The sequence below is a fragment of the Azospirillum lipoferum 4B genome, from assembly GCF_000283655.1.
Classification (GTDB): Bacteria; Pseudomonadota; Alphaproteobacteria; order Azospirillales; family Azospirillaceae; genus Azospirillum; species Azospirillum lipoferum_C.
In genome coordinates, this window is sequence record NC_016622.1 from 1,223,161 (window position 1) to 1,249,674 (window position 26,514).

29 protein-coding genes are annotated in these 26,514 nt (G+C 68.1%); 15 read left to right on the plus strand and 14 right to left on the minus strand.

Translation table 11 applies throughout. From position 1 onward, the window contains the following. Nucleotides 1–30 precede the first annotated feature (30 nt). Nucleotides 31–1,839 carry a monovalent cation:proton antiporter-2 (CPA2) family protein gene (locus AZOLI_RS05580; RefSeq protein WP_014247619.1) on the plus strand — a complete coding sequence of 603 codons (1,809 nt, stop codon included), beginning with the start codon at nt 31–33 and terminating at the stop codon, nt 1,837–1,839. Here AZOLI_RS05580 and AZOLI_RS05585 read toward each other — a convergent pair. From AZOLI_RS05585 to AZOLI_RS05595, 3 genes are all read right to left on the minus strand, one after another. Further along, nucleotides 1,836–2,633: an ABC transporter ATP-binding protein gene (locus tag AZOLI_RS05585; protein ID WP_014247620.1), complete on the minus strand. Its 798-nt coding sequence runs from the start codon at nt 2,631–2,633 to the stop codon at nt 1,836–1,838. The genes AZOLI_RS05580 and AZOLI_RS05585 overlap by 4 nt on opposite strands. Further along, a complete protein-coding gene (locus AZOLI_RS05590) occupies nt 2,630–3,538 on the minus strand; it encodes an ABC transporter permease (RefSeq protein WP_014247621.1) in 909 nt (302 codons plus the stop codon). The genes AZOLI_RS05585 and AZOLI_RS05590 overlap by 4 nt, the downstream gene beginning before the upstream one ends. 153 nt (nt 3,539–3,691) lie before the next feature. Then, a complete protein-coding gene (locus tag AZOLI_RS05595) occupies nt 3,692–4,672 on the minus strand; it encodes an ABC transporter substrate-binding protein (RefSeq protein WP_014247622.1) in 981 nt (326 codons plus the stop codon). A gap of 345 nt (nt 4,673–5,017) precedes the next feature. On the opposite strand from AZOLI_RS05595, the gene AZOLI_RS05600 reads away from it, so the two are divergent. Next, complete coding sequence (locus AZOLI_RS05600) at nt 5,018–5,398, plus strand: DUF983 domain-containing protein (protein ID WP_014247623.1); 381 nt, start codon at nt 5,018–5,020, stop codon at nt 5,396–5,398. Between the two features lie 150 nt (nt 5,399–5,548). Here AZOLI_RS05600 and AZOLI_RS32325 read toward each other — a convergent pair whose 3' ends face one another. The 3 genes from AZOLI_RS32325 to AZOLI_RS05610 all read right to left on the minus strand — a co-directional run bounded on the left by AZOLI_RS32325 (nt 5,549) and on the right by AZOLI_RS05610 (nt 7,213). Beyond that, nucleotides 5,549–5,722 (minus strand): RSP_7527 family protein, encoded by a 174-nt coding sequence (locus AZOLI_RS32325; protein WP_014247624.1) that lies wholly within the window; start codon nt 5,720–5,722, stop codon nt 5,549–5,551. Nucleotides 5,723–5,938: 216 nt separating this feature from the next. Then, the gene (locus AZOLI_RS05605; protein ID WP_014247625.1) at nt 5,939–6,358 is read right to left on the minus strand and encodes a hypothetical protein; all 420 of its coding nucleotides are present in this window, start codon (nt 6,356–6,358) and stop codon (nt 5,939–5,941) included. A 39-nt stretch (nt 6,359–6,397) separates the two neighbouring features. Next, complete coding sequence (locus tag AZOLI_RS05610) at nt 6,398–7,213, minus strand: hypothetical protein (RefSeq protein WP_014247626.1); 816 nt, start codon at nt 7,211–7,213, stop codon at nt 6,398–6,400. A gap of 54 nt (nt 7,214–7,267) precedes the next feature. Here AZOLI_RS05610 and AZOLI_RS05615 point away from each other — a divergent pair, with 54 nt between their 5' ends. The 8 genes from AZOLI_RS05615 (at nt 7,268) to moaE (ending at nt 14,320) form a co-directional block, all read left to right on the plus strand. Continuing rightward, entirely contained in the window at nt 7,268–8,038 is a 771-nt protein-coding gene (locus tag AZOLI_RS05615; protein WP_014247627.1) for an SDR family oxidoreductase, read from the plus strand. A gap of 404 nt (nt 8,039–8,442) precedes the next feature. Next, nucleotides 8,443–10,422, plus strand: a complete 1,980-nt coding sequence (gene uvrC / locus AZOLI_RS05620; RefSeq protein WP_014247628.1) for an excinuclease ABC subunit UvrC — start codon at nt 8,443–8,445, stop codon at nt 10,420–10,422. Between the two features lie 78 nt (nt 10,423–10,500). Then, the gene (pgsA, locus tag AZOLI_RS05625; protein ID WP_014247629.1) at nt 10,501–11,103 is read left to right on the plus strand and encodes a CDP-diacylglycerol--glycerol-3-phosphate 3-phosphatidyltransferase; all 603 of its coding nucleotides are present in this window, start codon (nt 10,501–10,503) and stop codon (nt 11,101–11,103) included. Between the two features lie 11 nt (nt 11,104–11,114). Then, nucleotides 11,115–11,615: a molybdopterin-guanine dinucleotide biosynthesis protein B gene (mobB, locus tag AZOLI_RS05630; protein ID WP_014247630.1), complete on the plus strand. Its 501-nt coding sequence runs from the start codon at nt 11,115–11,117 to the stop codon at nt 11,613–11,615. Next, the gene (locus tag AZOLI_RS05635) at nt 11,612–12,277 is read left to right on the plus strand and encodes an HAD hydrolase-like protein (protein WP_014247631.1); all 666 of its coding nucleotides are present in this window, start codon (nt 11,612–11,614) and stop codon (nt 12,275–12,277) included. The genes mobB and AZOLI_RS05635 overlap by 4 nt, the downstream gene beginning before the upstream one ends. Nucleotides 12,278–12,347: 70 nt before the next feature. Continuing rightward, nucleotides 12,348–13,601, plus strand: coding sequence for a molybdopterin molybdotransferase MoeA (gene moeA / locus AZOLI_RS05640; protein ID WP_014247632.1), 1,254 nt, complete (start codon nt 12,348–12,350; stop codon nt 13,599–13,601). A gap of 10 nt (nt 13,602–13,611) precedes the next feature. Further along, nucleotides 13,612–13,863 (plus strand): molybdopterin converting factor subunit 1, encoded by a 252-nt coding sequence (moaD, locus tag AZOLI_RS05645; RefSeq protein ID WP_014247633.1) that lies wholly within the window; start codon nt 13,612–13,614, stop codon nt 13,861–13,863. A 4-nt stretch (nt 13,864–13,867) separates the two neighbouring features. Next, complete coding sequence (gene moaE, locus AZOLI_RS05650) at nt 13,868–14,320, plus strand: molybdopterin synthase catalytic subunit MoaE (protein ID WP_014247634.1); 453 nt, start codon at nt 13,868–13,870, stop codon at nt 14,318–14,320. A gap of 22 nt (nt 14,321–14,342) precedes the next feature. On the opposite strand, the gene AZOLI_RS05655 is transcribed toward moaE, so the two are convergent. Continuing rightward, nucleotides 14,343–14,933: a YqgE/AlgH family protein gene (locus AZOLI_RS05655; RefSeq protein ID WP_014247635.1), complete on the minus strand. Its 591-nt coding sequence runs from the start codon at nt 14,931–14,933 to the stop codon at nt 14,343–14,345. Between the two features lie 194 nt (nt 14,934–15,127). Between AZOLI_RS05655 and AZOLI_RS05660 the strand changes: the two genes are divergently transcribed. The 3 genes from AZOLI_RS05660 (at nt 15,128) to AZOLI_RS05670 (ending at nt 18,277) form a co-directional block, all read left to right on the plus strand. Further along, nucleotides 15,128–17,215: a protein-disulfide reductase DsbD family protein gene (locus tag AZOLI_RS05660; RefSeq protein WP_014247636.1), complete on the plus strand. Its 2,088-nt coding sequence runs from the start codon at nt 15,128–15,130 to the stop codon at nt 17,213–17,215. Nucleotides 17,216–17,304: 89 nt separating this feature from the next. Then, nucleotides 17,305–17,658 (plus strand): zinc ribbon domain-containing protein YjdM, encoded by a 354-nt coding sequence (locus tag AZOLI_RS05665; RefSeq protein WP_044550539.1) that lies wholly within the window; start codon nt 17,305–17,307, stop codon nt 17,656–17,658. Between the two features lie 136 nt (nt 17,659–17,794). After that, complete coding sequence (locus AZOLI_RS05670; protein WP_014247638.1) at nt 17,795–18,277, plus strand: peroxiredoxin; 483 nt, start codon at nt 17,795–17,797, stop codon at nt 18,275–18,277. A 61-nt stretch (nt 18,278–18,338) separates the two neighbouring features. On the opposite strand, the gene AZOLI_RS05675 is transcribed toward AZOLI_RS05670, so the two are convergent. From AZOLI_RS05675 to cysQ, 5 genes are all read right to left on the minus strand, one after another. Next, complete coding sequence (locus AZOLI_RS05675) at nt 18,339–18,575, minus strand: hypothetical protein (RefSeq protein ID WP_014247639.1); 237 nt, start codon at nt 18,573–18,575, stop codon at nt 18,339–18,341. A gap of 82 nt (nt 18,576–18,657) precedes the next feature. After that, the gene (gene rnhA / locus AZOLI_RS05680; RefSeq protein WP_014247640.1) at nt 18,658–19,134 is read right to left on the minus strand and encodes a ribonuclease HI; all 477 of its coding nucleotides are present in this window, start codon (nt 19,132–19,134) and stop codon (nt 18,658–18,660) included. After that, nucleotides 19,131–20,114 carry a homoserine kinase gene (locus tag AZOLI_RS05685; RefSeq protein WP_014247641.1) on the minus strand — a complete coding sequence of 328 codons (984 nt, stop codon included), beginning with the start codon at nt 20,112–20,114 and terminating at the stop codon, nt 19,131–19,133. Before AZOLI_RS05685 ends, rnhA begins: the two co-directional genes overlap by 4 nt. Before the next feature lie 13 nt (nt 20,115–20,127). After that, entirely contained in the window at nt 20,128–20,961 is an 834-nt protein-coding gene (locus AZOLI_RS05690; RefSeq protein WP_014247642.1) for a ferritin-like domain-containing protein, read from the minus strand. After that, a complete protein-coding gene (gene cysQ / locus AZOLI_RS05695) occupies nt 20,958–21,734 on the minus strand; it encodes a 3'(2'),5'-bisphosphate nucleotidase CysQ (protein ID WP_014247643.1) in 777 nt (258 codons plus the stop codon). The genes AZOLI_RS05690 and cysQ overlap by 4 nt, the downstream gene beginning before the upstream one ends. 90 nt (nt 21,735–21,824) lie before the next feature. Here cysQ and AZOLI_RS05700 point away from each other — a divergent pair, with 90 nt between their 5' ends. Next, on the plus strand, nt 21,825–22,379 hold the full coding sequence (locus AZOLI_RS05700; RefSeq protein WP_014247644.1) for a GNAT family N-acetyltransferase: 555 nt from the start codon (nt 21,825–21,827) through the stop codon (nt 22,377–22,379). Here the strand turns inward: AZOLI_RS05700 and AZOLI_RS05705 are convergent. Together AZOLI_RS05705 and AZOLI_RS05710 are read right to left on the minus strand one after the other, a co-directional pair. Then, a complete protein-coding gene (locus tag AZOLI_RS05705) occupies nt 22,376–23,086 on the minus strand; it encodes an EAL domain-containing protein (protein ID WP_014247645.1) in 711 nt (236 codons plus the stop codon). The genes AZOLI_RS05700 and AZOLI_RS05705 overlap by 4 nt on opposite strands. Nucleotides 23,087–23,278: 192 nt before the next feature. Further along, nucleotides 23,279–25,612, minus strand: a complete 2,334-nt coding sequence (locus AZOLI_RS05710) for a xanthine dehydrogenase family protein molybdopterin-binding subunit (RefSeq protein ID WP_014247646.1) — start codon at nt 25,610–25,612, stop codon at nt 23,279–23,281. 159 nt (nt 25,613–25,771) lie between these two features. Between AZOLI_RS05710 and AZOLI_RS05715 the strand changes: the two genes are divergently transcribed. Continuing rightward, complete coding sequence (locus tag AZOLI_RS05715; RefSeq protein ID WP_014247647.1) at nt 25,772–26,512, plus strand: SOS response-associated peptidase; 741 nt, start codon at nt 25,772–25,774, stop codon at nt 26,510–26,512. The last annotated feature ends 2 nt before the right edge of the window (nt 26,513–26,514 follow it).

Sequence of the window (26,514 nt, forward strand, 5' to 3'; positions counted from 1 at the left end):
TCCCCCGGTGACAGACGAACGGCGGGGGACATGGCGGAGCTGGTGACTTTGGTCGTGCTGCTGGCGGCGATGGTGGTCGCGGTGCCGGTGGCGAAAAGGTTCGGGTTCGGTGCACCGCTCGGCTATCTTGCCGCCGGTCTCGCGGTGGGTCCGGCGGGTCTGGGGCTGGTCACCAACGTGTCGGCCATCGCCCATGCCTCGGAACTCGGCGTCGTGATGCTGCTGTTCCTGATCGGGCTGGAACTGCGCCCGGCCCGCCTGTGGGTGATGCGCAAGTCGGTGCTTGGGCTGGGCGGCGCGCAGGTGGCGGTCACCGGTGCCGTCATTGCGGGATTGTGCGGCTGGATCCTGGGGCTGGCTTGGCCGACCGCGGTCGTCCTCGGCTTCGGCTTCGCCCTGTCCTCCACCGCTATGGCGCTGCCGATGATGGCGGAGCGCGGGCTGCTCGCCAACCAATCGGGACGCAATGCCTTTTCCGTCCTGCTTTTCCAGGATCTCGCCATCATTCCCGCCGTGGCCCTGCTGCCGCTGCTGGGCAACGGCGCCGTGCCGCAGGCCGACGGGGCGTGGCTGGCGGTCGGCAAGGCGGCGGTCGCCGTCGTCGTCGTGCTGATCGGTGGGCGCTATCTGCTGCGCCCGATCTTCCGCGCGGTCGACCGCGCCGGGGCGCCCGAGATATTCACCGCCACCGCCCTGCTGATCGTCATCGGCACCGCCGTGCTGATCCAGGAAGCCGGGCTGTCCATGTCGCTGGGCGCCTTCATGGCCGGCGTCCTGCTGTCCGACTCCGAATACCGGCACGAGGTGCAGGCCGATATCGAGCCGTTCGAAGGGCTTCTGCTCGGCCTGTTCTTCGTTTCGGTGGGGATGGGCGCCGATATCCCGGCCATGCTCCAGCATCCGATCCGCTTCCTCGGCCTCGCCCTGGCTCTACTGGTGGTAAAGGCGCTGGTGATGCTGGTGCTGGCCCGCATCGCCGGGGTGCCCTGGGCCGGCGCGATGCGGATGGCGACAGTGCTGAGCCAGGGCGGCGAGTTCGGCTTCGTGCTGTTCGGGCTGGCGGTCGCGGGCGGAGCCATGGCGGGGGAACAGGCGTCGGCGGCCATGCTGGTGGTCACCCTGTCCATGCTGGCCACCCCCTTCCTGTTCGCGGCGGAGGAGCGCTGGCTCGCGCCGCGGCTGATGACGGCGAAGCCAAAGCGGCCCTTCGACTCGCCGCCCGACGACAACCCGAGGGTCATCATTTGCGGCTTCGGCCGGGTGGGGCAGGTGGTCGGCCGCGTATTGCGGATGCGCGGCATTCCCTTCACCGCGCTGGAGCAGAGCGCCGCCCAGGTCGATTTCGTCCGCAAGTTCGGCAGCCAGGCCTATTACGGCGATCCGACCCGGGTGGAGCTTCTGCGTGCCGCCGGTGCGGACAAGGCCAGGATTCTCGTTGTGGCGCTGGACGACATGGAGCAGTCGCTGCGCGTGGTGGAGGTGGCGACGCGCCATTTCCCCAACCTGACCGTCTTCGCCCGCGCCCGCAACCGGCGCCATGTCCACCATCTGATGGACCGCGGCGTCACCCACATCGTACGCGAGACCTTCGATTCCAGCCTGCGCATGACCGGCGACGTTCTGCGTCAGATGGGGTTGGCGGAAGGGGAGGTGACGCGGACGCTCGACACCTTCCGCGCCCATGACGAACGCACCCTGATCCACCAGCATGCCGTCCACAATGACGAGACCAAGCTGATCCAGACCTCCCGCGACGCCGCGGCGGAGCTTCAGGCGCTGTTCGAGGCCGACCGGGAGGACGATGTTGACGGCAAAGCCCAGGTGACGGCCAAGGCCTAGCCGATCAGCAGGCTGTCGTCGCTGATCTCCGCGCCGCCGCGCTGCTTGGCGAACAGCGCCAGCAGGTGCGGGACGTCCAGGCCGGCGCGCTCGTCGCCGGCCACGTCCAGCACGACGCGGCCCTCGTGCAGCATCAGCGTGCGGTCGCCATAGTCCAGCGCCTGCCGCATGGAATGGGTGACCATCAGCGTTGTCAGCCGGTTGTCGCGGACGATGCGCCGGGTCAGGTCCAGCACGAAGTCGGCGGTGGCGGGATCGAGCGCGGCGGTGTGTTCGTCCAGCAGCAGGATCTTGGACCCGGCCAGCGTCGCCATCAGCAGGCTGACCGCCTGACGCTGGCCGCCCGACAGCAGCCCCATGCGGTCGTGCAGCCGGTTCTCCAGCCCGAGGCCGAGTGCGGCGATGCGGTCGCGGAAGCTCTTGCGCCGGTCACTGCCCAGCGCCAAACCCAGGCCGCGTCGGCGCCCGCGGGCGGCGGCGAGCGCCATGTTCTCCTCGATGGTCAGGGCGGCGCAGCTGCCGGCCATCGGGTCCTGGAAGACGCGGGCGACCAGCCCGGCGCGGCGCGGCGTGTCCCAGCGGGTGACGTCGGTGCCGTCGATGGAGATGCGCCCCTGCTCCGCCAGCACGTCGCCGGCCAGCGAGCCGAGGAAGGTCGACTTGCCGGCCCCGTTGGAACCGATGACGGTGACGAACTCGCCCTTCGGGATGGTCAGGTCGATGCCGCGCAGCGCATGCTTCTCCAGCGGCGTGCCGCGGCCGAAGGTGACGTGGATGTCCTCGACGACGATCATTTGGCGGCACTCGGATTGCGGGGCGCGCTGCGGGACGCCTTGGCCTTCAGGCGCGGCAGGATCAGGGCGACGGCGACCAGCACCGCGGTCACCAGATTGAGGTCGGAAGCCTGCAGGCCGATGCTGTCGGCCGACAATGCCACCTGCACCGCCAAGCGGTAGAGGATCGACCCGGCGACACAGCCGATCAGCGCCAGCGCCAGGGCGCGGGCGGGCAGCACCGTCTCGCCGACGATCACCGCGGCGAGGCCGACCACGATGGTACCGATGCCGGTGGTGACGTCGGCGAAGCCGTTGGTCTGGGCGAACAGCGCGCCGGCAAGGCCGGTCAGCCCGTTGGACAGGGCGATGCCGGCATAGACATGGGCGTCGGTGTCGACGCCCTGGGCACGCGCCATCCGGGCATTGACGCCGGTCGCCCGCATCGCCAGCCCGAACTCGCTGGACAGGAAGCGGGCCAGCAGCAGAACCACCACCGCGATGATGATGCCGACCACCAGCGGACGGACGATATGGTCCGGAATCCCGAGGCCGTAGAAGGGCGTCAGCACCGTCTCCTGCATCAGCAGCGCCACGTTCGGCCGCCCCATCACCCGCAGATTGACGGAGAACAGCGCGATCATCGTCAGGATGCTGGCGAGCAGATGCAGGATCTTGAAGCGTACGTTGAGCGTCGCCGTCACCAGCCCGGCCACCGCGCCGGCCAGCGCCGCGGCGAGGCTGGCAAGCCAGGGATTGACGCCGGCGATCAGCAGCACCGCGCAGACGGCCGCGCCCAATGGGAAGCTTCCGTCGACCGTCAGGTCGGGGAAGTCAAGGATGCGGAAGGACAGATAGACGCCGATGGCGACCAGCGCATAGACGAGGCCGATCTCGATGGCGCCGAAGAGGGCGATTTCGGTCATTGCGGTGCTTATGTTAGGTGCAGGCACTTGCCCCCACCCCGACCCTCCCCCGCTGGGCGGGGGAGGGGGCAGGATGCTTGTCGGCGTTCGGCGGAGTTCCCTCCCCTGCGAAGCGGGGGAGGGTTAGGGTGGGGGCGTTCGGAGCCGGCGGCCTTACTGCCCGACCACCTTCGTCGCGCGCTTCACCACCGCCTCGGGCAGGGTGACGCCCATGGCGGCGGCGGACTTGGGGTTGACGAACAGGTCGGTGCCCTTGGCCAGCGCCACCGGCAGGTCGCCGGGCTTCTCGCCCTTCAGGACACGGGCGACGATGGCGCCGGTCTGCTTGCCGACCTGGAAGTAATCGAAGCCGATGGAGGCCGCCGTGCCGCGGGACACGCTGTCGGTGTCGGCGGAGAAGATCGGCAGCTTGGCCTGATGGCCGACGGCGATCACGCTTTCCAGCGCCGAGACGACCGTGTTGTCGAGCGGGATGTAGACGGCATCGGCCTTGCCGACGAGGCTGCGCACCGCCGGCTGTGCATCGGAGGATTTCGGGACGGAGGCCTCGACCACGCTCAGCCCGGCCTTCGCCGCCTCGTCCTTCAGCGCCTTGACCAGCACGACGGAGTTCGGCTCACCGGGGTTGTAGAGCACGCCGATGCGCTTGGCCTGCGGAACGATCTCGCGGATCAGGGCGACATGCTCGGCCACCGGGGCCATGTCGGACAGGCCGGTGATGTTGGCGCCGGGCTTGTCCATCGACTTCACCATCTGGGCCGACAGCGGATCGGTCACCGCGGTGAAGACGACCGGGATGTCGCGGGTCGCCGCCGCCACCGCCTGGGCCGAGGGGGTGGAGATCGGAACGATCACGTCGGGGCGCGATCCGGCGAACTGGCGGGCGATCTGGGCGGCGGTGGCCGGGTTGCCCTGCGCGCTCTGATATTCGACCTTCAGGTTCTGACCCTGGACGAAGCCGGCCTCCTTCAGCGCCTCCACCACGCCGTCGCGCGTCGCGTCGAGCGCCGGGTGCTGGACGATGGCGGTGATGGCGACGGTCTTGCTCTGCGCCAGCGCCTCGACCGGGGCGGCGAACGGACCGACGAATGCGGCGAGTGCCGCGGCGGCGCACAACAGACGGGTGAAGGACATGGCTGCGGATCTCCTGGACACGGAAGGCCTTCCCCCTAGACCGCGCCGGCCCTGCCGTCAACTCAACAGCAGGGCGCGGGCGGCCGGGGATGGAACATTTGGAACGCTATGAAACACATTCCGCAGACTGTTCCACTGTTTCATAGGGTAGGCGATCCATCATGCCCCTCCACAGCCGCAACCGGTCTGTACCGTCATACCACGAGCCGGAAAGCTGGATAAGGACAGCCTGGAAAATGCGCTCCCGCCGCAATGGGGGGACTTGGCATGGCCGACCCGCCTGCAATCGGGGGTGTGGTTTGGCGGGCAAGAGGCTATATTGTCCGCAGCACGGAAGGAGTGGTCATGACCGTTGGAACCGAAGCGGCCCCGTCGAAGTTTCTCGCCTCCTTTCGCGGCCTGATCGGCTGCTGCCCCAACTGCGGGCAAGGCCGGCTGCTGCGGAACTTCCTGAAGCCGGTCGACCGCTGCTCCGCCTGCGGCGAGGCCTATGGGCATCTGCGCGCCGACGACGCTCCGCCCTGGATGACGATCCTGATCGTCGGGCACATCGTCATCCCGGCCCTGCTGTCGGTCGAACAGAGCTACGAGCCGCCGACCTGGGTGCATCTGGCGGTGTGGCCGCTGTTGACCCTGGTGCTGACGCTGATTCTGCTGCCGCGCTGCAAGGGTCTGGTGCTGGGGCTGCTGTGGAGCACCGGCGCACCGGGATCGGAACAGGCCTGACCACGGGCAGCGCTGCGGCTTGTAATGGACGGGTTGGAAATGGATAACGGCACCGCACGGTGTTGCGCAGTGCCGTTATTTTGACGTCCGGCTGGACCTCCGACCTGAACCTGCCGCCGGGCGGACGGATCGGCCGGGCGGATGGATCGGTCAGCGTGCGCTCGGGCTCAGCGCCGCCGGGCCATGGCCGGCACGGTCGCCGGACAGGGTGGCGCGCAGCTTGCCGAACAGCTCGCGCAGATACTCGGCGCGCATCCGGCGGGCGGCCAGCATGATTTCCTGGTGGCTGCGGGGATCGCGGACTTCGTTGAAAATCGTGTTCATGGCTCTGGGAATCTCCACGTGAGGTGAGAGACGTCCACTCCCTTGGAATTTGTTTGCCTTGTGAGGCTTAAGATAGGGCAGAGCCATTGCCCTAAGAAGCGCGGTACACGCAATGCCGCCCGACGTTTTCCGTATCAGCTTCCCCAATTAACGGAGGTGCGAACTATTGTCGCAGGCCATGGTCGGTCAGCCGTCGGCAACAGTTCGCCTTTCCCATTATTTGCGGTCCCTGGCTCCGTCGACGGCAACGTTCCGGTCGGAGACGATCCGGTCGTCGGGTGCCCCCTCCCTTTGGCCCTCCGCTTGCCCCATCGGGTGATCGGGCTGGCGCGGCGGCAGCGGGCCGGTGCCGAGACCGCTTGCCTCCTCGCTGCCGGGGATGCCGAAGTCCTCGTCGGGCTGGTCGATGGGACCGCCGGCGCCGGGGCCGATGACGCGCTGGAATCCCTCGATCTCTTCATCGATGTCCAGGTGATCGCGCGTTTCGGCAATGTCGAGCGGGATGGGACGTTCGTCGATGCCGCCGCTGTCGCTGGGACCGGTGGCATTGCCGACGTCTCTGTCGTCACGCGGCCTGTCATCACCGCGCCGGTCGTCGGCTTTGCGGCTGTCGCTGTTGCGGTCGTTGGAGGCCATGGGCGCTCTCCCGTCTGCTGTGTGAGGTCTCGGTCTTCCTCAACAGGGCGGAAGCGCGCTCGTCACCGCATGCAGGTCGAACCAGCCGCCGACGCTGTGGCGCAGGTCGAGCCGACGGTCCTGTTCCGGTGCCGGGGCGATGTCCCACAGCCAAGACATGTCGGGCGCGGGCAGGGGAAGGCCCCAGGTCGATTCCTCCACCTCCGTCACTGTGCCGCGGTGCAGCCAGGAACTGTCGACGTCCGTGAACAGCGCCGCCCTCTCGGCAATACCGGACAACCAGCACAGATGCCCCTGGACCATGCGCCGCGCGAAGGCCAGCCTATCCGCATCCTGTGTGTGCGGCGCGCGGCGCTCCACCGCCTCCAGCGGCAGAAGCGGAAGCTGGGACAGCAGGTTGCAGGACAGGGCGAAGCGGAAGTGAGCGCCGTCGATCGACGGCGGTTCGAAGCCGGTGGGCAGCGGCGCGCGGCGGTCGAGCGCCTCGGCGAGCGGGGCGAGGGCGCCGCTGACGTCCAGTTCCACCAGCCGAACATTCGGCAGACCCGCGGCGCGGCGGCGGACCGCCCGGCTGTGCAGCATGTCCACCAGCACCACCTGGTCGAATCGCGCGGTCAATATCTCCAGGGGGACTTCGATCAGCAGCCCCGATCCGGCGACCAAGGCCCGGCCGCCCGGCTCAACCCGCTGGATCGCCTGATCGACGAAGCGGTGGCAGGCGGCCACATGCGGGGCCCAGGCCCGCCGCTGCCGCCGGTAGCGGGCGCCGAGCGCCACCATTTCCGCCAGATAGCCGAAGCGGCGGGCCAACGGTTGGCAGGGCGTGGTCAGATATTCGATCGCTTCGCGCAGCATGGCCGGTCGCTTCTCCCCCTTGACCCGCGGCGATGGCAAGGTACCTATGGCGGCATGGTCGAGATCAAGAGGAAAGCGGTCCTGGTCACCGGGGCCGGCAAACGCATCGGGCGGGCCATCGCGCTCGATCTGGCAGGGCAGGGGTGGGACGTCGCCGTCCATTACCGAAGCTCCCGCGAGGAGGCCGATGCCGTCGTCGCCGAAATCGGTCGGGCGGGTGGCAGGGCCATGGCCTTCGCCGCCGACCTGGACCGCGAGGCGGAGGTGAAGGCGCTGGTGCCCGCGGTCACCGAGCAGCTCGGCCCGCTGACCCTGCTGGTCAACAACGCCTCCCGCTTCGAGCGCGACGAGGTCGCCGACGTCACCCGCGAATCGTGGGATGCGCATATGGAGGCGAACCTGCGGGCGCCCTTCGTGCTGTCGCAGGATTTCGCCTTACGGTTGCCGGAGGACGAACGCGGGCTGATCGTCAACATCATCGACCAGCGCGTGTGGAATCCCACTCCGCATTTCATCTCCTACACCCTGTCGAAGATGGGGCTGTGGGCGTTGACCCGCACGATGGCGATGGCGCTCGCCCCGCGCATCCGCGTGAACGGCATCGGCCCCGGTCCCATCCTGCGCAACGACCGCCAGACCGAGGAGGAGTTCTCCGCCCAGTGGGACTCGACCCCGCTCAGGCGTGGGAGCACCCCGGAGGAGATCTGTGCCGCCATCCGCTTCCTGATCGCCGCCCCGGCGGTGACCGGCCAGATGATCGCGCTGGACGGTGGGGAGCATCTGGGATGGGCGCAGCCGACGCATGGCTTCGTTCCCAGCGAATAGATGCCTGTTACAACTCGGAAACCGCACTGAGCCAAGCCGGGAAGGGCCGGATCGTCACCCCGGCGTTCCTGCCGCCAGGAAAATGACCGCGCGTTTTACACAGGTGCCCCACCCGGCGCAAGAGGCGCCTGCGACCCCGCGACAATTTTGTGTCCACGCGTCAATTCCCGCCCTTGACTCGGGCCTGACCTAAGGAAATCAATGGGTTGGCGAAAATGCCCAAAAAATAGGCGGATGCATGGCAGCCCTTGCTGCGCCTAGCTCCGGACGAGCTACCCCCTCCGTTATCGACAAACTTATCCACAGGTTTCGTGGATATTCTTCGGGAGGGGTGAGTCGCTCCATTTGTTCCCTGCCTGTGCCCAACGGTTGACCCGCGCCGGCCGGTCGACGACATTCTGGTCATGTCCGAAACGCAATCCTCCGCCCCCCAGGCTCCCGTCGCCACGGAACCGGCAGACGCCGCCGATGTCATGTCCGCTGCCGATGCGGCGGCCGGCGAAAGCGGTGCCGCACGGCCGAAGCGCCGCCCGGCCGACATCAACCGGGGCGTCGAGATCATTCGTGAGCATCTGAAGACCCTGCCGCAGACGCCGGGCGTCTACCGCATGCTGGCGGGCGACGGGGCGGTCCTGTATGTCGGCAAGGCGCGCAACCTGAAGCGCCGGGTGACCAACTACACCCAGGTCGGAAAGCTGCCGGTCAGGCTCCAGCGCATGGTCGCGGAGACCGAGACGATGGAGTTCGTCAACACCCACACCGAGGTGGAGGCGCTGCTTCTCGAATCGAACCTGATCAAGAAGCTGATGCCGCGCTACAACGTGTTGTTGCGGGACGACAAGACGTTTCCGCACATCATGATCACCAGGGACCACGATTATCCGCAGTTGACCAAGCACCGTGGCGCCCGCGGGCGCGACGCCGATTATTTCGGCCCCTTCGCCTCGGCGGGGGCGGTGAACCGCACCATCACGGCGCTGCAGCGCGCCTTCCTGCTGCGCAACTGCGCCGACACCGTGTTCGCCAGCCGCACGCGGCCCTGCCTGCAATACCAGATCAAGCGCTGCACCGCGCCCTGCGTGGAGCGTGTCAGCCCGGCGGAGTATCGGGCGCAGGTCGATCAGGCCCGCGCCTTCCTGGCCGGCAAGAGCCGCGACATCCAGACGGAGTTCGCCGACCGGATGATAGCCGCCTCCGACGCCATGGATTTCGAGACGGCGGCGCGCTACCGCGACCGTATCCGCGCGCTGACCGCGATCCAGGCCCACCAGGACATCAATGTCGAGGGGGTGGTGGAGGATGCCGACGTGATCGCCGCCTATGCCGAGGGCGGCGTGACCTGCATCCAGGTCTTCTTCTTCCGCGGCGGTCGCAACTACGGCAACCGCGCCTATTTCCCCAGTCACGACAAGGCGGCGGAGACGGAGGAGGTGCTGGCCGCCTTCATCGCCCAGTTCTATGAGAACAAGGCCGCGCCGCCGCTGGTGCTGGTCAGCCACGCCCTGCCGGAACTGGATCTGCTGAGCGAGGCGCTGGCGGTGCGCGCCGGCCACAAGGTGGAGCTGGCCGAGCCCAAGCGCGGCGAGAAGCGCCGGATCGTCGAGCACGCACTGACCAACGCGCGCGAGGCGCATGGGCGGCGTCTGGCCGAAAGCTCCAGCCAGGCGCGGCTGCTGGACGGGGTTGCCGCCGTCTTCGGCATGGATGCGCCGCCGGAGCGGGTCGAGGTCTACGACAACTCCCACATCCAGGGAGCCCATGCCATCGGTGCGATGATCGTCGCCGGGCCGGACGGCTTCATCAAGAACGCCTACCGCAAGTTCAACATCCGGAGCGAGGGTGCGGCCGGCGACGACTTCGCCATGATGCGCGAGGTGCTGACCCGCCGATTCGGCCGGGCGGTGAAGGAGGACCCGGAGCGCAGCCTGGGAAGCTGGCCCGATCTGGTGCTGATCGATGGCGGGCTGGGCCAGTTGAACGTGGCACTGGAGGTGTTCGCGGAACTGGGGATCGACGACGTGACTCTGGTCGGCATCGCCAAGGGGCCGGACCGCGATGCGGGCCGAGAGCATTTCTTCATGGAGAATCGCCCGCCCTTCCAGATGGAGCCGCGCGACCCGGTGCTGTATTTCCTGCAACGGCTGCGCGACGAGGCGCACCGCTTCGCCATCGGCACCCACCGGGCCAAGCGGACCAAGGCCATCGGAAAGTCGCCCATCGACGAAATTGCGGGCATCGGCCCCGCCCGGAAGAAGGCGCTGCTGCACCATTTCGGCAGCGGGGCGGCGGTCGCGCGGGCCGGGCTGGCCGATCTTGAAGAGGTGGAAGGGATCAATCGTGCCGTTGCGAAAAAGATATACGATCACTTCCATCCCGATGGTTAGAATGCGGGCACCTTCAAACGGGCGGCTTCCTCACGGGCGCCGTGCGGCGACATCCTCCAGCGGTTCGAGTTTTCCGTCATGCTGACCAGCCTGCCAAACCTGCTGACCCTGTCGCGCATCGCGGTGATCCCGGTGGTGGTCGGGCTGTTCTATGTGCCGGAAGCCTGGGCCGCCTATACTGCCTGCTCGCTCTATGCCGCGGCCTGCATCACCGACTGGTTCGACGGCTATCTCGCGCGCGCCTGGGCGCAGGAAAGCGTCATCGGCAAGTTCCTGGACCCCATCGCCGACAAGTTGCTGGTCGCGGCGACGCTGATCATGCTGGCGGGATTCCACCGGCTGACCGGCCTGTCGATCCTGCCGGCGGTGGTGATCCTGCTGCGCGAGGTGTTGGTGTCGGGCCTGCGCGAGTATCTGGCCGGCCTGCATGTCGGCGTTCCGGTGACCTGGCTGGCCAAATGGAAGACGACGATCCAGATGATCGCGCTGGGCTTCCTGATCGTCGGTGATTATGGTCCGGCCGAACTGCCGGTGACCATCATCGGCACGGTGGGTCTGTGGATCGCAGCGGCCCTCACCTTCTACACCGGGTGGGATTACATGCGTGCCGGACTGACCCACATGATGGCCGAACAGCCGGCGAAGCCCGGTTCCGCCCGTTCCGCCCGCAGCGCCGGTTGAGAGTTTCCAAAATGAAGATTTTCGGGCTGACCGGCTGGAGCGGCAGCGGCAAGACCTCGCTGATGGTGCGTCTGATCCCGGCGCTGACCGGGCGGGGCCTGCGCGTCTCGACGGTCAAGCATGCCCACAAGGGCTTCGACATCGACCATCCCGGCAAGGACAGCCACAACCACCGCGTCGCCGGCGCGACGGAGGTGGTGGTCAGCTCACCACGCCGCTGGGCGCTGATGCACGAGCTGCGCGACGGCGAACCCGAGCTGACGCTGGAGCAACTGATCGGCAAGGTCGCCCCGGTGGACCTGCTGCTGATCGAGGGCTTCAAGCGCGACCGGCACGAGAAGATCGAGGTCTGGCGCGCCGACGTGGACAAGCCCCTGATCGCGCCGGACGATCCCACCATCGTCGCGGTGGCGAGCGACGGCCCGGTGCCGGGATGCCCGGTGCCGGTGCTGGACCTGAACGACGAGGAAGCGGTTGCGGCGCTGATCGTGAAGCGGTGCGGTTTGGGGTGATCGAAGCGTCTGTTTGGCGTCCGCCGGATCGCCGCGGCAATCAACTCGCCATCTTCGACTTCGACGGCACCTTGGCCGACTCGTTTCCCTGGTTCATCGGCGTTCTGAACGATGTGGCCGACCGCTACGGCTTCAACCGGGTGCGGCCGGACGAGGTCGAGCAGCTGCGCGGTTACGATGCGCGGCAGATCATGCGGCACCTGCGCGTCCCGAACTGGAAGCTGCCCTTCATCGCCAACCATATGCGCCGCCTGATGGCGCGCGACATCGACGGCATCCGGCTGTTCGACGGGGTGCCGGACATGCTGCGCACGCTGAACGACCGGGGCGTGACCGTCGCCATCGTCAGTTCCAATTCGGTCGAGAACATCCGCACGATCCTGGGACCGGAGGCGGCGGGGCAGGTTGGCCATTACGGCTGCGGTGCCTCGCTGTTCGGCAAGGCGGCGAAGTTCCGCAAGATGCTGCGGACGACCGGCATTCCGGCCGGCCGGGCCGTCGGCATCGGTGACGAGGTGCGCGACATCGACGCGGCGCGCAAGGTGGGGATGGGCTGCGCGGCGGTCACCTGGGGCTATGCCCGCGGCGATGCCTTGGCGGCGCGGCGGCCGGATCGGCTGCTGAGCCGGGTGGAGGAGATCGCCGGGCTATTCGGCGGCTAAGTGCCACGCTCTGGAAAGCATGCCTTTTCCCTCTTCGCACCGGACGCCGCGACGGACTAGAGTGGCGGCTATGGTGCAACTCGACAATGATTGCTTCGCCTTCGGCGGGCCGATGATGGCGGTGGAGCCGGCGCTGGCGCTGCTGGCCGGACGGGTCGGGCCGGTGACGGCGACCGACACGGTTCCGCTGACCGATGCGCTGGGCCGGGTGCTGGCCGCCGATCTGATCGCGCCCTTCAATGTGCCGCCGCACGACAATGCCGCGGTTGACGGCTATGCCGTGTTCTTCGACGACCTCGCCGCCGATGGTCCAACGGTCCTGCCGGTCACGGCGCGGGTCGCTGCCGGGCAATGGCTCGGCCGGCCGGCGGTGCGGGGGGAGGCGGTGCGCATCTTTACCGGCGCGCCGATGCCGGCGGGGATGGACACCGTCTTCATGCAGGAGGATTGCCGCACGGATGGTTCCTCCGTCACGCTGCCTGCCGGCGGTCGCCGCGGCGTCAATCGGCGGCTGGCCGGCGAGGATGTGCGCGAGGGCTCGGTCGTGCTCTCTGCCGGGCGCCGCCTGCGGCCAGAGGACATCGCGCTCGCCGCGTCGCTCGGCCATGCGACGCTTCAGGTGCGCTGTAGATTGCGGGTGGCGGTGTTCTCCACCGGCGACGAGCTGCGCCAGCCGGGGCAGGCACTGGAGCCGGGCGCCGTCTATGACGCCAACCGCTACGCCCTGATCGCGCTGCTGTCCCGGCTGGGCTGCGCCGTTACCGACCTCGGCATCCTGCCCGACCGGTTCGAGGCGATCCGCGATGCGCTGGCGGAGGCCGCGGCCGGCCATGACGCGCTGATCACCTCCGGCGGCATGTCCACCGGCGAGGAGGATCACGTCAAGCCGGCGGTGGAGGCGAATGGGCGGCTGGATTTCTGGCGGCTGGCGATCAAGCCGGGGAGGCCGGTGGCGCTGGGCCGTGTCCGCGATTCTGTCTTCGTCGGGCTGCCCGGCAATCCGGTCGCGGTGGTGGTCACCTTCCTGCGCATCGCCCGGCCGATCCTGCTGCGGCTGATGGGGGCGGCGGATGAGACGCCGCGCCTCATCCCGGTGCGCGCCGCCTTCGCCCACAAGAAGAAGCCGGGCCGGCGCGAGTTCCTGCGCGGGTCGCTGACGCGGGGTGACGATGGCGCGCTTGCCGTTACCAAATACCCGCGTGACGGGGCGGGCGTCCTGTCGTCGCTGGTCGAGTCCGAAGGCCTGATCGAACTGCCGGAGGATCTTGCCCAGGTCGAACCCGGCATGATCGTCGACTTCGTGCCTTTCAAAGAATTCCTCTAGGGGACGCGTGATGAAGATTCTGTATTTCGCCTGGCTGCGCAGCAAGATCGGCGTGCCGACGGAAACGGTGGATTTGCCGGCGGAGGTCGCCACCGTCGGCGATCTCGTCGAGTGGCTGAAGACCCGCAGCCCCCGCCATGCCGAGGCTCTGGCCAACAGCAAGGTGGTCAAGGTGGCGGTGAACCAGGAGCATGTGCCCTACGACCACCCCATCGCGGCGACCGACGAAGTGGCCCTGTTCCCGCCGGTGACGGGGGGCTGACGCCATGGCGATCCGCGTCCAGGCCGAGGATTTCGATGTCGGTGCCGAATATGCCGCCTTCACCGCCGGCCGCACCAGCGTCGGCGGGGTGGCGATGTTCGTCGGGCTGGTGCGCGACATCGCCGGCGGCGAGGCGGTCAGCGCCATGACGCTGGAACACTATCCCGGCATGACTGAAAAGCAGCTGGAGGCGATCGAGGAGGAGGCGCGCAGGCGCTGGCCGCTGGACGACGTGCTGGTGATCCACCGCCATGGCCGGCTGGAGCCGGGCGACCGCATCGTCATGGTCGCCACCGCCTCGGCCCATCGCGACGCCGCCTTCGAATCCTGCCGCTTCCTGATGGACTGGCTGAAGACCAAGGCGCCGTTCTGGAAGCTGGAGGCCACGCCGGAGGGCGAGCGCTGGGTCGAGGCGAAGGACAGCGACGATGCCGCGGCGGCGCGGTGGAGCGAGTAGGGACCGGGGCGGGCGGGGCCGGTCAGGCGTGACCGGCTTCACCCGACAGCATGGAGACGCTGACGCCGAGCTTGCCGATGGCGCGTTCCCACTTGGCATCCAGGTCGGTGTCGAACAGAAGCTTTTCGTCGCAGGGCACGTTCAGCCAGCCGTTGGCCTGGAATTCCGCGTCCAGCTGGCCCGGCCCCCAGCCGGCATAGCCCAGCAGCAGGATGTTGCGGCGCGGGCCGCGGTCTTCGGAAATGGCGCGCAGGATGTCGATGGTTGCGGTCAGCGCCACGTCGTCGTTCACCACCAGCGTGCCGTCACGGACATAATCGGTGGAGTGCAGAACGAAACCGCGGCCCGATTCGACCGGCCCGCCGTAATGGACCGGCAGGTTGTTCATCGGCTGCGGAATGTTCATGTCGAGCTGTTCCAGCAGGTCTTCGAACGTGATCGACCCGAACAGCCGGTTCACCACCAGTCCCATCGCTCCATCTTCATTGTGGGCGCAGACATAGATGACCGTGCGCTGGAAACGCGGGTCCTCCATTCCGGGCATGGCGATCAGCAGCTGGCCGGTCAGCGATTCCGTCGTCTTGGAGTCCGGAGACTTGGTCAGGCGCGGCATGGTCGAATATCCTTGTCGTCGGTACGGTGCGGAAGACCGCCTCCGTCCGTACGGTCGGTTGTGGTTGGCGCTCTGGTGACGCTTTCACCGGAGTGTGACAGCACCGGTCGAGCTTTGTCACCTATATATGGGCTATCATATAGGGTGTCGGGGACGCGGTTGCGCCCCTTCCCGGGAAGAGAACAGTGCGCACCATGAAAAGACATGCCTCCCTCCTCTTGCTGCTGCTGGCCGTTCTGGCGGGCGGCGTCATTCCCGCCGCGGCACAGGATGGCGTCGGACCTTGGGTCAAGGCCGGGCAGGTCGAGGCGCGTCTCGTCTCCGCCGTGCGCGGCACCGGCACCCTGACGGCGCTGCCGCTGGGGCTGGAATTGCGGCTGGAGCCGGGATGGAAGACCTATTGGCGTTCCCCCGGCGATGCCGGATTCGCCCCGCGGCTGGACTGGAGCGGCTCCGGCAATCTGGCCGAGGCGACGCTGTCCTATCCGGCTCCGCACCGCTTCTCGGTTCTTGGATTCGAAACCGCAGGCTATGACACCGCGGTCCTGTTCCCGATCCAGGGCAAGCCCGCCGAGCCCGGCAAGCCGGTCGATCTGGCGCTGACCGCCGAACTGCTGGTCTGCTCGGACATCTGCGTACCGCAGACGCTGAAGCTCGCCCTTGCGTTGCCGGAAGGACCTGCCGACCCGAGCGACGCCGCGAATGACGTGGCGCGCGCCCAGGCGCTTGTCCCACGCGGGCCGAACGGCCTGCTGCGCATCGATGCGGTGCGCGCGACCGGCATTACGCTGGAGGTGGAGGCGACCGCCGCCGACGGCTTCGTCAGTCCGGACCTGTTCGTGGAGACCGAGCCGCCGCTGACCTTCTCCGCACCCAAGACCGTCTTTTCCGATAACGACCGCCATGTCCGCCTGACGCTGACGGTGACCGAACCCCAGCCGGGGCTGGAACTGGCGGGGCGTGCGCTGACCCTGACGCTGGTCGACGGCGAGAAGGCGGTGGAGGCGCCGGCGACAGCCTCGGCCGGCGGCGCCCTGTCGGTTCCCGCCGGCACCGGATTGGCGGCGATGCTGGGCGTGGCGCTGCTCGGCGGGTTGATCCTGAACCTGATGCCCTGCGTGCTGCCGGTGCTGTCGCTGAAGCTGATGTCGGTGGTCAAGCATGGCGGGCGGGCACCGGCCGCAGTGCGTGCCGGTTTCCTGGCGAGTGCCGCCGGCATCCTGACCTCCTTCCTGCTGATGGCGTCGGTGCTGGTCGGCGTGAAGGCGGCTGGCGGGGCGGTGGGCTGGGGCATCCAGTTCCAGCAGCCGCTGTTCCTGGTCTTCATGGTGGTGCTGGTCACCCTGTTCTCGGCCAACCTCTGGGGATTGTTCGAGGTGCCGCTGCCGCGCGTCCTGGCCGACCGGCTGGGCGGGGAGGGGCTGGCCGGTCCCTTCGCCACCGGCATGTTCGCCACCCTGCTGGCAACCCCCTGCTCAGCGCCGTTCCTGGGTACGGCGGTCGGCTTCGCGCTGTCCAAGGGGCCGGTGGAGGTCTATGCCATCTTCGCGGCGCTGGGAGTCGGGCTGGCTCTGCCCTATCTGGCTGTGGCGGCATGGCCCCGTGTGGCCGGCTGGCTGCCGCGGCCGGGGCGCTGGATGGCGACGCTGAAGATCGTGCTGGGCTTCGCGCTGATGCTGACGGCGGTCTGGCTGCTGACGGTTCTGACCGCGCAGATCGGCGAGGTGGCGTCCGCCACGGTCGGGCTGCTGATGGCGGGGCTGGTGCTGGCGCTGTGGATCGGGCGAAGCGCCCGCGGCGCGGCACGAACCGCCGGACCGGCGCTGGCCGGCTTGCTGGCGGTTGCCGCCTTCGCGATGCCGGCGGTAGTCGGCCCATCCGCCGGCGCAGCACCGGTAGTCAGCGACGCCAAGACACGCTGGGTGCCCTTCGTCGAATCCGCGATCCGCGAGCATGTGGCGGCCGGCCGTATCGTCTTCGTCGACGTCACCGCGGATTGGTGCATCACCTGCCAAGCCAACAAGAAGCTGGTGCTGGACCGCGACGAGGTCGCCAAGCGGATGGAGGACCCGTCGCTGGTGGCGATGCAGGCCGACTGGACCCGCCCGGACGCGACGATCGCCAAGTTCCTGGCCGACCACGGCCGGTACGGCATTCCCTTCAACATCGTCTATGGCCCCGGCGCGCCGTACGGCATCGCCCTGCCGGAACTGCTGAGCGACGGCGCGGTTCTGGAGGCACTGAACAAGGCGGCCGGACAGGGGACGGGCAAAGGAGTCTGACCAGCATCCGGAAAAGGCCTATGGCCGCTGCGGCTATTCTGCGGTAACAGGGCGCCTCCGGGAGGCACTCCCGCGCCATGAGGACGATGATGGACGATCAGATCAACTGCCCGCAGTGCAACTCCGAAAACGCCTACAATGACGGGAGCCTGTGGAACTGCCCCGATTGCGGGCACGAGTGGAACCCCGACACGGCCACGGCCGCTGCGGACGTTGAGGCCGGGCAGGGCGTCCGGGATGCCAACGGCAACCCCTTGGCCGACGGCGACAGCGTGACCGTCATCAAGGACTTGAAGGTCAAGGGATCGTCGCTGGTGGTGAAGGGCGGGACCAAGGTGAAGAACATCCGTCTGGTCGACGGTGCGGACGGGCACAACATCGCCTGCAAGATCGACGGCATCGGCGCCATGAACCTGAAGTCGGAGTTCGTGAAGAAGGCCTGATGCCGCCCGCGGGGCACGCGAACCCTACCTTGCGGCCATTGGCCGCGGGGGATAGAAGGATGCAGGGCCGGGCGCCGCCAGGAGGTTCCGGCCCGACCCAAAGGGACAAACCCAAGAACGGGAAGGGTTAGAGACGATGAGCATCCAGGTTGGCGATACCATTCCGTCCGTCACGCTGAAGTGGCTGACCGACAACGGCATGCAGGACGTGACCACCGACGAGCTGTTCAAGGGCAAGAAGGTCGTCCTGTTCTCCGTCCCCGGCGCCTTTACCCCGACCTGCTCGGCCAAGCATCTGCCGGGCTTCGTCCAGCAAGCCGACGCGCTGAAGGCCAAGGGCGTCGACAGCATCATCTGCCTCGCGGTCAACGACCCGTTCGTGATGCGCGCCTGGGGCGACAAGGGCGCTGTCGAAGACAAGGTCGTGATGCTGCCGGACGGCAACGCCACCTTCACCACGGCTCTCGGCCTGACCATGGACGGTTCGGGCTATGGCCTGGGCACCCGCGGCCAGCGCTTTGCCCTGGTGGCGGAGGACGGCAAGGTCACCCACGTCGCCGTCGAGGCCCCCGGCAAGTTCGAGGTGTCGTCGGCCGAGGCGGTGCTGGAAAAGCTCTGAGTGTTTTGACGCGCTGTGCGGGACTCAATCTCCCGCGCAGCGTTCTCTTTTGGCTGACCGATCAGATCGCCAGCTTCGCTTCGATGGTCGCCATCCGCCCGTCCAGTGTCGCCAGGACGCTGTCGAACTGGCTCATCACTTCGGTCTGGGCCAGCATCATGCTGCGGGTTGCCGCGTTCTGCTTCAGCCACGAGACGTCACTGCGCAAGGTGTTGATGTCGTCGTGGATGCGCCGCTGACCGGCGATAATCTCGTTGACGCGCTCCATCAACAGGCTGAGGTCGGCATTATCGGCCATGCTGCGGCATCCCAGGCATCAGGTCTTACCGTCACAACCATAGCGCACATTGGTGTGCGATTGCCAGCGCGAGTATCTGCGTTCAACTCCGCGCCCGCACGTCAGCCACCCCGCGCCGGGCCAGTTCGTCGGCGCGTTCGTTCTCCGGATGGCCGGCGTGGCCACGGACCCAGTGGAATTCGATCTGGTGCTGCCGCTTCGCCTCTTCCAGGCGTTGCCACAGGTCGACGTTCTTCACCGGCTTGCGGTCGGCGGTCATCCAGCCCTTGGCTTTCCAGCCATGGATCCACTTGGTGATGCCGTTCTTCACATATTCGCTGTCGGTGAAGAGCCGGACGGTCACCGGCTTCTTCAGCGCTTCCAGCGCCATGATGGCCGCCATCAGCTCCATGCGGTTGTTGGTGGTCGCCGGCTCGCCGCCATACAGCTCTTTCTCCACCTCGCCATAGCGCAGGATCGCGCCCCAGCCGCCGGGGCCGGGATTTCCGCTGCAGGCACCGTCGGTGAAGATGTCGACGGTCTTGCGGGCGGATTCGGTCGGGGGGCCGTCGTCGGTCATCGCCCGCCCGCTTCCGAGTCGTCGAGGAAATAGTCGCCCAGGCCGCGGACCGACTGGTGGAAGCGCAGCTTGCGCAGATATTCAAGCGGATCCTTCGGCCGCACGAAGGCGCCAGGCGGATGGTTCAGCCAGTCATAGAGCCGGGTCAGCAGGAAGCGCACCGCGCTGCCGCGGCAGAGCCAGGGCAGGGCGTCCAGCTCTTCGCGAGACAGAGGGCGGACCTTGCGGTAGTTGGACAGCAGCAGCCGCGCCTTGGTGGCGTTGAAGGACCCGTCGATCTCGAAGCACCAGGCGTTGATGCAGATCGCCACGTCGTAGACGAAGAAGTCGTTGCAGGCGAAATAGAAGTCGATCAGACCGGACAGGCTGTCGCCGCGGAAGAAGACGTTGTCCGGGAACAGGTCGGCATGGATGACGCCGGCCGGCAGGCCCACCGGCCAATTGGCCTCCAGCGCCGCCAGTTCCGCCTCCAGCGTCGCGCGCAGGCCGGGTGCCACCTCGTCGGCGCGCTCGGCGGACTTGGCGAACAGGTCTTTCCAACCGGGCAGAGCCAGCGCGTTCGGCCGTTCCATGCGGAAATCGCCGACCGCCAGATGCAGGCGGGCCAAGGCCTCGCCCAGCTGGGCGCAATGCTGCGGCGTGATCCGGCGCGGCCACATGCCGGCCAGGAAGGTGACGATCACCGCCGGACGGCCGCACAGCTCGCGCAGCGCCACGCCATCGCGTGCCGGCACCGGCAGCGGGCAGGCAATGCCCTTCTCCGCCAGATGCTCCATCAGGCCGAGGAAGAAGGGCAGATCCTCTTTCCGCGTGCGCTTCTCGTAGAGCGTCAGGATGTAGGGGCCGCGTTCGGTCACCAGCAGGAAGTTGGAATTCTCCACCCCCTCCGCGATGCCTTTGCACGACAGCACCGCGCCCAGATCGTACTGGGCGGCGAAGGTGCTGAGATCCTCGTCGGTGACTTCGGTGTATACGGCCATGATGTGCAGCGCCTTACCGGGTTTCCGGCTTGCGGTCAATTTCGGGCGTGATCGGCTCGTAATATTCCGGGCCGAAACCGGCGAGTTGGCGGCTGGTGACGTTGAAGGGGCGCTTCAATCCGCCGCGAAAATGGCGTCCGACCAGCTCCTGCCACAGGGCGACCGGCTCCGCCCCGCGCTCGGCGCAGAGATGGACGAACCAGCGGCGGCCGGCGGCGACATGGCCGATTTCCTCGTCATGGATGGTCTGCAGCAGGTCGGCGCTCTCCGCGTCGCCGAAATCGCGCAGGCGGCGCACCGTCTCGGGCGTCACGTCCAGCCCGCGCGCCTCCAGCACCATCGGCACCACCGCCAGCCGGGCGGCGAGGTCGTGGGCGGTCTCCGTCGCTGCCTGCCACAGCCCGTCATGGGCCGGAAGATCGCCGTAGGAGGAGCCCAGGGCGTTCAGCCGAGTCTCCAGCATCTGGAAATGCCGCGCCTCGTCGTCAGCCACCTGGACCCAGTCGTCGGTGAAGCCCTTCGGCATGCCGAGATGCGCGAATCGGGCGACGATGTCCCAGGCGAGGTCGATGGCGTTCAGTTCGATGTGCGCCAGCGCGTGCAGCAGGGCGATGCGGTTCTGCGCGCTGCCGCCGCGCCCGCGCTTGGGCATGTCGCGCGGAAGCTTCAACTCCGGCCGGTCGGGACGGGCAGGGCGGTCGGGCGGCGGCGTCGGCACGTCGGGCGACAGCAGGCCGTCGCGCCAAGCGGTGGCGTGAAGGCGGGTCAGGCGCACTTTCTCCAGCGGCGCCGCGGTGGTCAGCACCGCGGTCGCCGCCTCGCCCAGACACGTAACGGAAGAGGTCATTTCCAGCCGTAGGCGACGAAGTTCGGGTTACGGATGTCGTCCTTGCCATAGACGATCGGCGAGCCGTCCGGCTGCTCCACCCGGCCACCGGCGCCGATCAGCACGGCATGGCCGGCGGCGGTGTCCCACTCGCTGGTCGGTCCGAAGCGCGGATAGAGATCGGCCTTGCCGCTGGCGACCGTGCAGAACTTCAGCGAGCTGCCGCAGGACACCCGATCCTTGACGGTGAACTGGCCGAGGAACTCGTCCAAGGCCGACCCGCTGCCGTGCGAGCGGCTGGCGACGACGGTCAGCCCGTCGGGCGGCGGGTTGCGGACGGAGATGGCGTGGTCGTGCCTCCCTTCCGCGCAATGGACCGCGGTGCCGGGGCCGGCCGCGGTGTACATGTCGCCGGTGGCAGGCGCATAGACGACGCCCAGCACCGGCGCGCCATTCTCGATCAGCGCGATGTTCACCGTGAACTCGCCGTTGCGGGAGATGAACTCCTTGGTGCCGTCGAGCGGATCGACCAGCCAGAAGCGTCCGCCGGAGATGTCGGGCCGGTGGCCGGCGGCCACGGCCTCCTCCGCCACAACCGGCACGCCGGGCAAAAGGTGGTGCAGGGCCGGGATGATCACCGCCTCCGCCGCCTGATCGGCCTGCGTGACAGGGCTGCCGTCGACCTTGGTGGCGACGTCGATGCCGTCGTTGTAAAAGCGCAGGATGACCTGACCGGCCTCATGGGCGATGGTGCGGACCGTCGGCAGCAGGCTCGCCACAGCGGCATCGGGCATGGGGTGAACTCCCTTTGGTATGATCGGTCAGCATACCGTGCCCGCCAGCGGGCCGGAAGCTTTTGAACGGGTGTGGAACGGAGAAGGCGGATGACGGTGCAGGAGCGGTCGGAGGGTTGGCGGGTGGTCGGTGCAGGCGCATCGGCCCTATGGCGTGCTATGACGGCGTCCGATCTGGACCGGCTGCTTGCCATTGCGGACATCGTGCATCCGGCCTACCCGGAGGACCGCAGCGTGTTCGAAGAGAGGCTGGCGCTTTATCCCGCCGGTTGCCGCGTGGCGGAATGCCGCGGCGAGACCATCGGCTATGGCGTGATGCATCCGGGCAAGCTGGGCGTCCCGCCGCCCCTCGACACGCCGCTGGGGGAATTGCCGCCGGATGCGGACTGCCTTTACCTGCACGACATCGCGCTGCTGCCGGAGGCGCGCGGCACGGGGCTGGGCGCGGCGGTGCTGGCCTATGCGCACGGGCTGGCGGCACGGGAGGGCTGGAGGTGGCTGGCGCTGACCTCGACGCCGGGCGCGCGGAGCTATTGGGACCGGGTCGGATTCATGTCCTACCGGGACGGCGGACCGGCACTGGCGGCGAAGTTGGAGAGCTACGGCGGTGGGATGAGCTACATGACGGCGCCGGTGCGGTCTTAAGCCGCCAGCATCGACAGTTCCGGATCGGTCACCACCGCCTCGAAGGCCGGCTTGGCGAACAGATAGCCCTGCATCAGGGTGACGCCCAGATCGCGCAGGGTCTTCGCCTCGTCGGCCGTCTCGATGCCTTCGGCGATGGGGGTGATGGCGAGATCCTCGCACACCGACAGGATGGCCTTGACGATGCTGCGCCGTGCCCGCTCGGTGTCGATGCTGCGGGTCAGTTCCATGTCCAGCTTGATGATGTCGGGCTGGAATTCGGCCAGCAGGTTCAATCCGGAATAGCCGGAGCCGAAATCGTCGATGGCGGTCAGGAAGCCCTGGCGCTTGTATTCGTTGAAAATGCTTTTCAGGTGGTCGTGGTCCACCACCCGCTCGTTCTCCGTCACCTCGAAGACGATGCGGTCGGTGGGGAAGCCGGTGCGGCGGGCGGCGGCCAGGGTCGTGCGGATGCAGGCCTCCGCCTTGTAGACTGCATTCGGCAGGAAGTTGATCGACAGGCGGGCGCCGTTCATCGGCAGGGTCGAGGCCAGCTCGATTGCCTTGACGCGGCAGGACTGGTCGAAGGCATAGCGGGTGGCATCGGTCACCTGCCCCAGAACCCAGCCGGCACCCTGGCCGGCGGTGCCGCGGACCAGCGCCTCATGCGCCCAGACGGCACCACTGGAGACATCGACGATGGGCTGGAACGCCATCGTGAAGTCCATATCGAGCCTGTCCGCGCACTGTCCGCCACACCCGCCGTCCCCAAACACCATCGCCTTACCCTCGTCCGCCCAGTAACTACGCCGCATAGGTAAGCGACAATGCCACGGTTTTCATCAGACGGAGGTGCGGCAATTGCCACACCTTCCGACTGGTACTTGCCCTTATGCCCACAGCAGGGTGGTGAGAACGGCCTATTCCGCCGCCAAGCGCGTTTCGGCGCCGCGGATTGCCGTCCACACGGCTTCCGGCGTCGCCGGCATGTCGATGTGGGTGATGCCGAGGTCGGACAGCGCATCGACCACCGCATTGATGATCGCCGGCGGCGCGCCGATGGCCCCGGCCTCGCCCGCGCCCTTCATGCCCAGCATGTTGGTGGTGCTGGGAACGCTGTTCAGCTTCACCTCGATCGGCGGCATGTCGACCGCGCGCGGCATCTGGTAGTCCATGAAGGACCCGGACAGCAGCTGCCCACTGTCGGGATCGAACACCACCCGTTCCTGCAGGGCCTGACCCAGCCCCTGGGCGACGCCGCCGTGGATCTGGCCGATCACCAGCATCGGGTTGATGACCGTGCCGAAATCGTCGACGACGCTGTAGCGCACCACCTCGATCACGCCGGTGGCGGGATCGACCTCCACCTCCGCGACGTGGCAGCCGTTGGGGAAGGTGCTGGCCGGCGGAGTCCAGCGCGCCATCTCGGAAAAGGCGATGCCGGCGCCACCCTCGGCGGCCTTGGCCGCGACCTCCTTCAGCGACACCGCGCGGTCGGTGCCGACGACGGTGAAGCGGCCGTCGGCGAACGCGACGTCGACCTCGGCGGTCTCCAGCAGGTCGGCGGCGACGGCCGTGGCGGCCTTCACCACCTTGGCCGCCCCCTCCGCCAGCGCCGAACCGCCGACCGGGACCGAGCGCGAGCCGCCGGTGCCGGAGCCCCAGCTGACGCGGTCGGTGTCGCCCTGCACAACCTCGACATCCTCCGGCGGGACGCCCAGCCGGTCGGCGAGGATCTGCTTGTAGGCGGTCTCGTGGCCCTGGCCGTTGGTCTGGGTGCCGATCATCAGCACGACCTTGCCGTCGCCGTTGACCTGGACGGTCGCCTGCTCCGGCCCGCCGCCCGAGCAGGCCTCGATATAGGTGGCCAAGCCGGCGCCGCGCAGCTTGCCGCGGGCCTTGGCCGCCGCCTTGCGGGCGGGCAGGCCGGCCATGTCGGCGAGGATCAGCCCGTCCTCAAGATTCTGAGCGAAGTCGCCGGTGTCGTAGACCTGCCCCATCGGCGTGGCGTAGGGCATGGCACTGGGCGGGATGAAGTTGCGCCGCCGGATCTCCGCCGGGCCGAGGCCGGTGACCCGCCCGGCATGGTCGATCAGCCGTTCCAGCAGATAGGCGGCTTCCGGCCGCCCGGCGCCGCGATAGGCGTCGACCGGCTGGGTGTTGGTGAAGACGCCCTTCACCCGCACATAGACCGCCGGCGTGCGGTAGGAGCCCACCAGCATCGCCGATCCGGCATCGGTCGGGATGAAGGGGCCGTAGTTGGACAGGTAGGCGCCGAGATTGGCGACGGTGTCCACCCGCAGGCCCAGGAAGCGGCCGTCGGCGTCGAGCGCCAGACGCGCCTTGCTGACATGGTCGCGGCCGTGGTCGTCGCTGATGAAGCCCTCGATGCGGTCGGCGGCCCATTTCACCGCACGGTTCAGCTGGCGGGCGGCGAACAGGCAGGCGACATATTCCGGATAGTTGAACAGCTTCATGCCGAAGCCGCCGCCGACATCGGTTGTCAGCACGCGGATGCGGGAGTCCGGCTCGTTCAGGATCTTGGCGAACTGCTTCTGCAGGCCGTGGACGCCCTGGCTGGTGACATAGATCAGCAGCCGGCCGGGCGCGCCGTCGGCACCGGATTCGACCCCGGCGACGCAGGCGCGGCCCTCCATCGGGTTGGCGACGACGCGGTTGTTGACCAGTTCCAGCTCCACCACGCGGTGGGCGCCGGCGAGCGCCGCCTCCACCGCCGCCTCGTCGCCGGTGTCCCAGTCGAAGCAGAGGTTGTTCGGCGCCGCGTCCCACACCAGCGGACGGCCGGGCTCCAGCGCATCCAGCGTTCCGGTGACGGAATCGCGGTCCTCGTAATCGACCATCACCAGTTCGGCCGCCTCGCGCGCGGCCTCCAGCGTCTCCGCCACCACCATGGCGACCGGATCGCCGACATGGCGGACGAAGCCGCGGGCCAGCGCCGGGCGCGGCGTGCGGACATAGTTCGATCCGTCACGCTGCTTCAGCGCCGCCTGACAGGGGATCATGCCGACATTCTCGGCATCCAGGTCGGCGACGGTGTAGACCGCCAGCACTCCGGGCTGCGCCAGCGCGTCCGACGCATCGACCGATCCGATGGCGGCGAAGGCATGGGGGGAGCGGACGAAGGCCGCATAGGCCTGTCCGGGAAGAGACACGTCGTCGGTATAGCGGCCGCCGCCGGTCAGCAGCCGGGCGTCTTCGGTGCGCGGAACCGCCTGTCCGATGCCGAACTTCATGGGTGAACTCCCGCCTTCCGGTTCGATGCGATTGTTGTGCTCCGCGAAGATAGGCTGGCTAAAGCGTCAGGAAAACCCCCGGCGGTGGCCGGCAGCACTGCCATTGCGGACTGGCGCCGGCAATCCGCAGGGACCATATTCCCCCGCATGTGTGGACGCATGCTACTCACCACCCCGGTCAGCGAGGTCCAGCGCCTGTTCGGCGTGCCCGAACGGCCGAACTTGATGCCGCGCTGGAACATCGCCCCGACGCAGGACATCCCCGTGATCCGGCGCGAAGAGGACGGTCGTCATCTGTCGATGGTCCGCTGGGGGCTGGTGCCGCCCTGGGCCGACGATCCGTCCATCGGCGGACGGATGATCAACGCCCGCGGCGAATCGGTGGCGGATAAGCCGGCCTTCCGCGACGCCTTCCGCAAGCGCCGCTGCCTGATCCCGCTGGACGGATTCTATGAATGGACCAGCGTGGGGGAGGGGGCGAAGCCGCGCAAGCAGGGGCATGTCATCCGCCGCCGCGACCGCGGCCTGTTCGCGCTGGCCGGGCTGTGGGAACGCTGGCGCGGACCGAAGGGCGCGGCACCGCTGGACCCGCCGCTGGAAACCGCGACGGTGGTGACGACGGCGACCAACGCCGGCCTGTCCTTCCTGCACGACCGCATGCCGGTGGTGCTCGCCCCCGCCGACTGGGACGCATGGCTCGACCCGGCGACCCCGCTGCCGGTGGTGGAGGGGCTGATCCGTTCGGCGCCGGACGACTGGCTGGATGTGGTTCCGGTGGGGCCGCGGGTGAACAGCGTGCGCAACGACGACTGTTCCTGCCTGGATCCGCCGGAAGAGGCGGCGGCCGTCACGAAACCGGCCAAGGGGAAGCCTGACGATGATCAGCCGAGCCTGTTCTGAGG

Bases quoted from the DNA above. Each gene is read 5' to 3' on its own strand.
- AZOLI_RS05580 (WP_014247619.1), top strand. From the start codon at position 31: ATGGCGGAGCTGGTGACTTTGGTCGTGCTGCTGGCGGCGATGGTGGTC.
- AZOLI_RS05605 (WP_014247625.1), bottom strand. From the start codon at position 6,358: ATGGCCTCCAACGACCGCAACAGCGACAGCCGCAAAGCCGACGACCGG.
- uvrC (WP_014247628.1), top strand. From the start codon at position 8,443: ATGTCCGAAACGCAATCCTCCGCCCCCCAGGCTCCCGTCGCCACGGAA.
- AZOLI_RS05665 (WP_044550539.1), top strand. From the start codon at position 17,305: ATGGACGATCAGATCAACTGCCCGCAGTGCAACTCCGAAAACGCCTAC.
- AZOLI_RS05655 (WP_014247635.1), bottom strand. From the start codon at position 14,933: ATGCCGCGCCTGACCAAGTCTCCGGACTCCAAGACGACGGAATCGCTG.
- AZOLI_RS05705 (WP_014247645.1), bottom strand. From the start codon at position 23,086: ATGGACTTCACGATGGCGTTCCAGCCCATCGTCGATGTCTCCAGTGGT.
- AZOLI_RS32325 (WP_014247624.1), bottom strand. From the start codon at position 5,722: ATGAACACGATTTTCAACGAAGTCCGCGATCCCCGCAGCCACCAGGAA.
- AZOLI_RS05610 (WP_014247626.1), bottom strand. From the start codon at position 7,213: ATGCTGCGCGAAGCGATCGAATATCTGACCACGCCCTGCCAACCGTTG.
- AZOLI_RS05700 (WP_014247644.1), top strand. From the start codon at position 21,825: ATGACGGTGCAGGAGCGGTCGGAGGGTTGGCGGGTGGTCGGTGCAGGC.
- AZOLI_RS05590 (WP_014247621.1), bottom strand. From the start codon at position 3,538: ATGACCGAAATCGCCCTCTTCGGCGCCATCGAGATCGGCCTCGTCTAT.
- pgsA (WP_014247629.1), top strand. From the start codon at position 10,501: ATGCTGACCAGCCTGCCAAACCTGCTGACCCTGTCGCGCATCGCGGTG.
- moaE (WP_014247634.1), top strand. From the start codon at position 13,868: ATGGCGATCCGCGTCCAGGCCGAGGATTTCGATGTCGGTGCCGAATAT.
- AZOLI_RS05710 (WP_014247646.1), bottom strand. From the start codon at position 25,612: ATGAAGTTCGGCATCGGACAGGCGGTTCCGCGCACCGAAGACGCCCGG.
- AZOLI_RS05715 (WP_014247647.1), top strand. From the start codon at position 25,772: ATGCTACTCACCACCCCGGTCAGCGAGGTCCAGCGCCTGTTCGGCGTG.
- AZOLI_RS05675 (WP_014247639.1), bottom strand. From the start codon at position 18,575: ATGGCCGATAATGCCGACCTCAGCCTGTTGATGGAGCGCGTCAACGAG.
- rnhA (WP_014247640.1), bottom strand. From the start codon at position 19,134: ATGACCGACGACGGCCCCCCGACCGAATCCGCCCGCAAGACCGTCGAC.
- AZOLI_RS05615 (WP_014247627.1), top strand. From the start codon at position 7,268: ATGGTCGAGATCAAGAGGAAAGCGGTCCTGGTCACCGGGGCCGGCAAA.
- AZOLI_RS05670 (WP_014247638.1), top strand. From the start codon at position 17,795: ATGAGCATCCAGGTTGGCGATACCATTCCGTCCGTCACGCTGAAGTGG.
- AZOLI_RS05660 (WP_014247636.1), top strand. From the start codon at position 15,128: ATGAAAAGACATGCCTCCCTCCTCTTGCTGCTGCTGGCCGTTCTGGCG.
- AZOLI_RS05585 (WP_014247620.1), bottom strand. From the start codon at position 2,633: ATGATCGTCGTCGAGGACATCCACGTCACCTTCGGCCGCGGCACGCCG.
- AZOLI_RS05600 (WP_014247623.1), top strand. From the start codon at position 5,018: ATGACCGTTGGAACCGAAGCGGCCCCGTCGAAGTTTCTCGCCTCCTTT.
- moaD (WP_014247633.1), top strand. From the start codon at position 13,612: ATGAAGATTCTGTATTTCGCCTGGCTGCGCAGCAAGATCGGCGTGCCG.
- mobB (WP_014247630.1), top strand. From the start codon at position 11,115: ATGAAGATTTTCGGGCTGACCGGCTGGAGCGGCAGCGGCAAGACCTCG.
- AZOLI_RS05690 (WP_014247642.1), bottom strand. From the start codon at position 20,961: ATGACCTCTTCCGTTACGTGTCTGGGCGAGGCGGCGACCGCGGTGCTG.
- moeA (WP_014247632.1), top strand. From the start codon at position 12,348: ATGGTGCAACTCGACAATGATTGCTTCGCCTTCGGCGGGCCGATGATG.
- AZOLI_RS05685 (WP_014247641.1), bottom strand. From the start codon at position 20,114: ATGGCCGTATACACCGAAGTCACCGACGAGGATCTCAGCACCTTCGCC.
- cysQ (WP_014247643.1), bottom strand. From the start codon at position 21,734: ATGCCCGATGCCGCTGTGGCGAGCCTGCTGCCGACGGTCCGCACCATC.
- AZOLI_RS05595 (WP_014247622.1), bottom strand. From the start codon at position 4,672: ATGTCCTTCACCCGTCTGTTGTGCGCCGCCGCGGCACTCGCCGCATTC.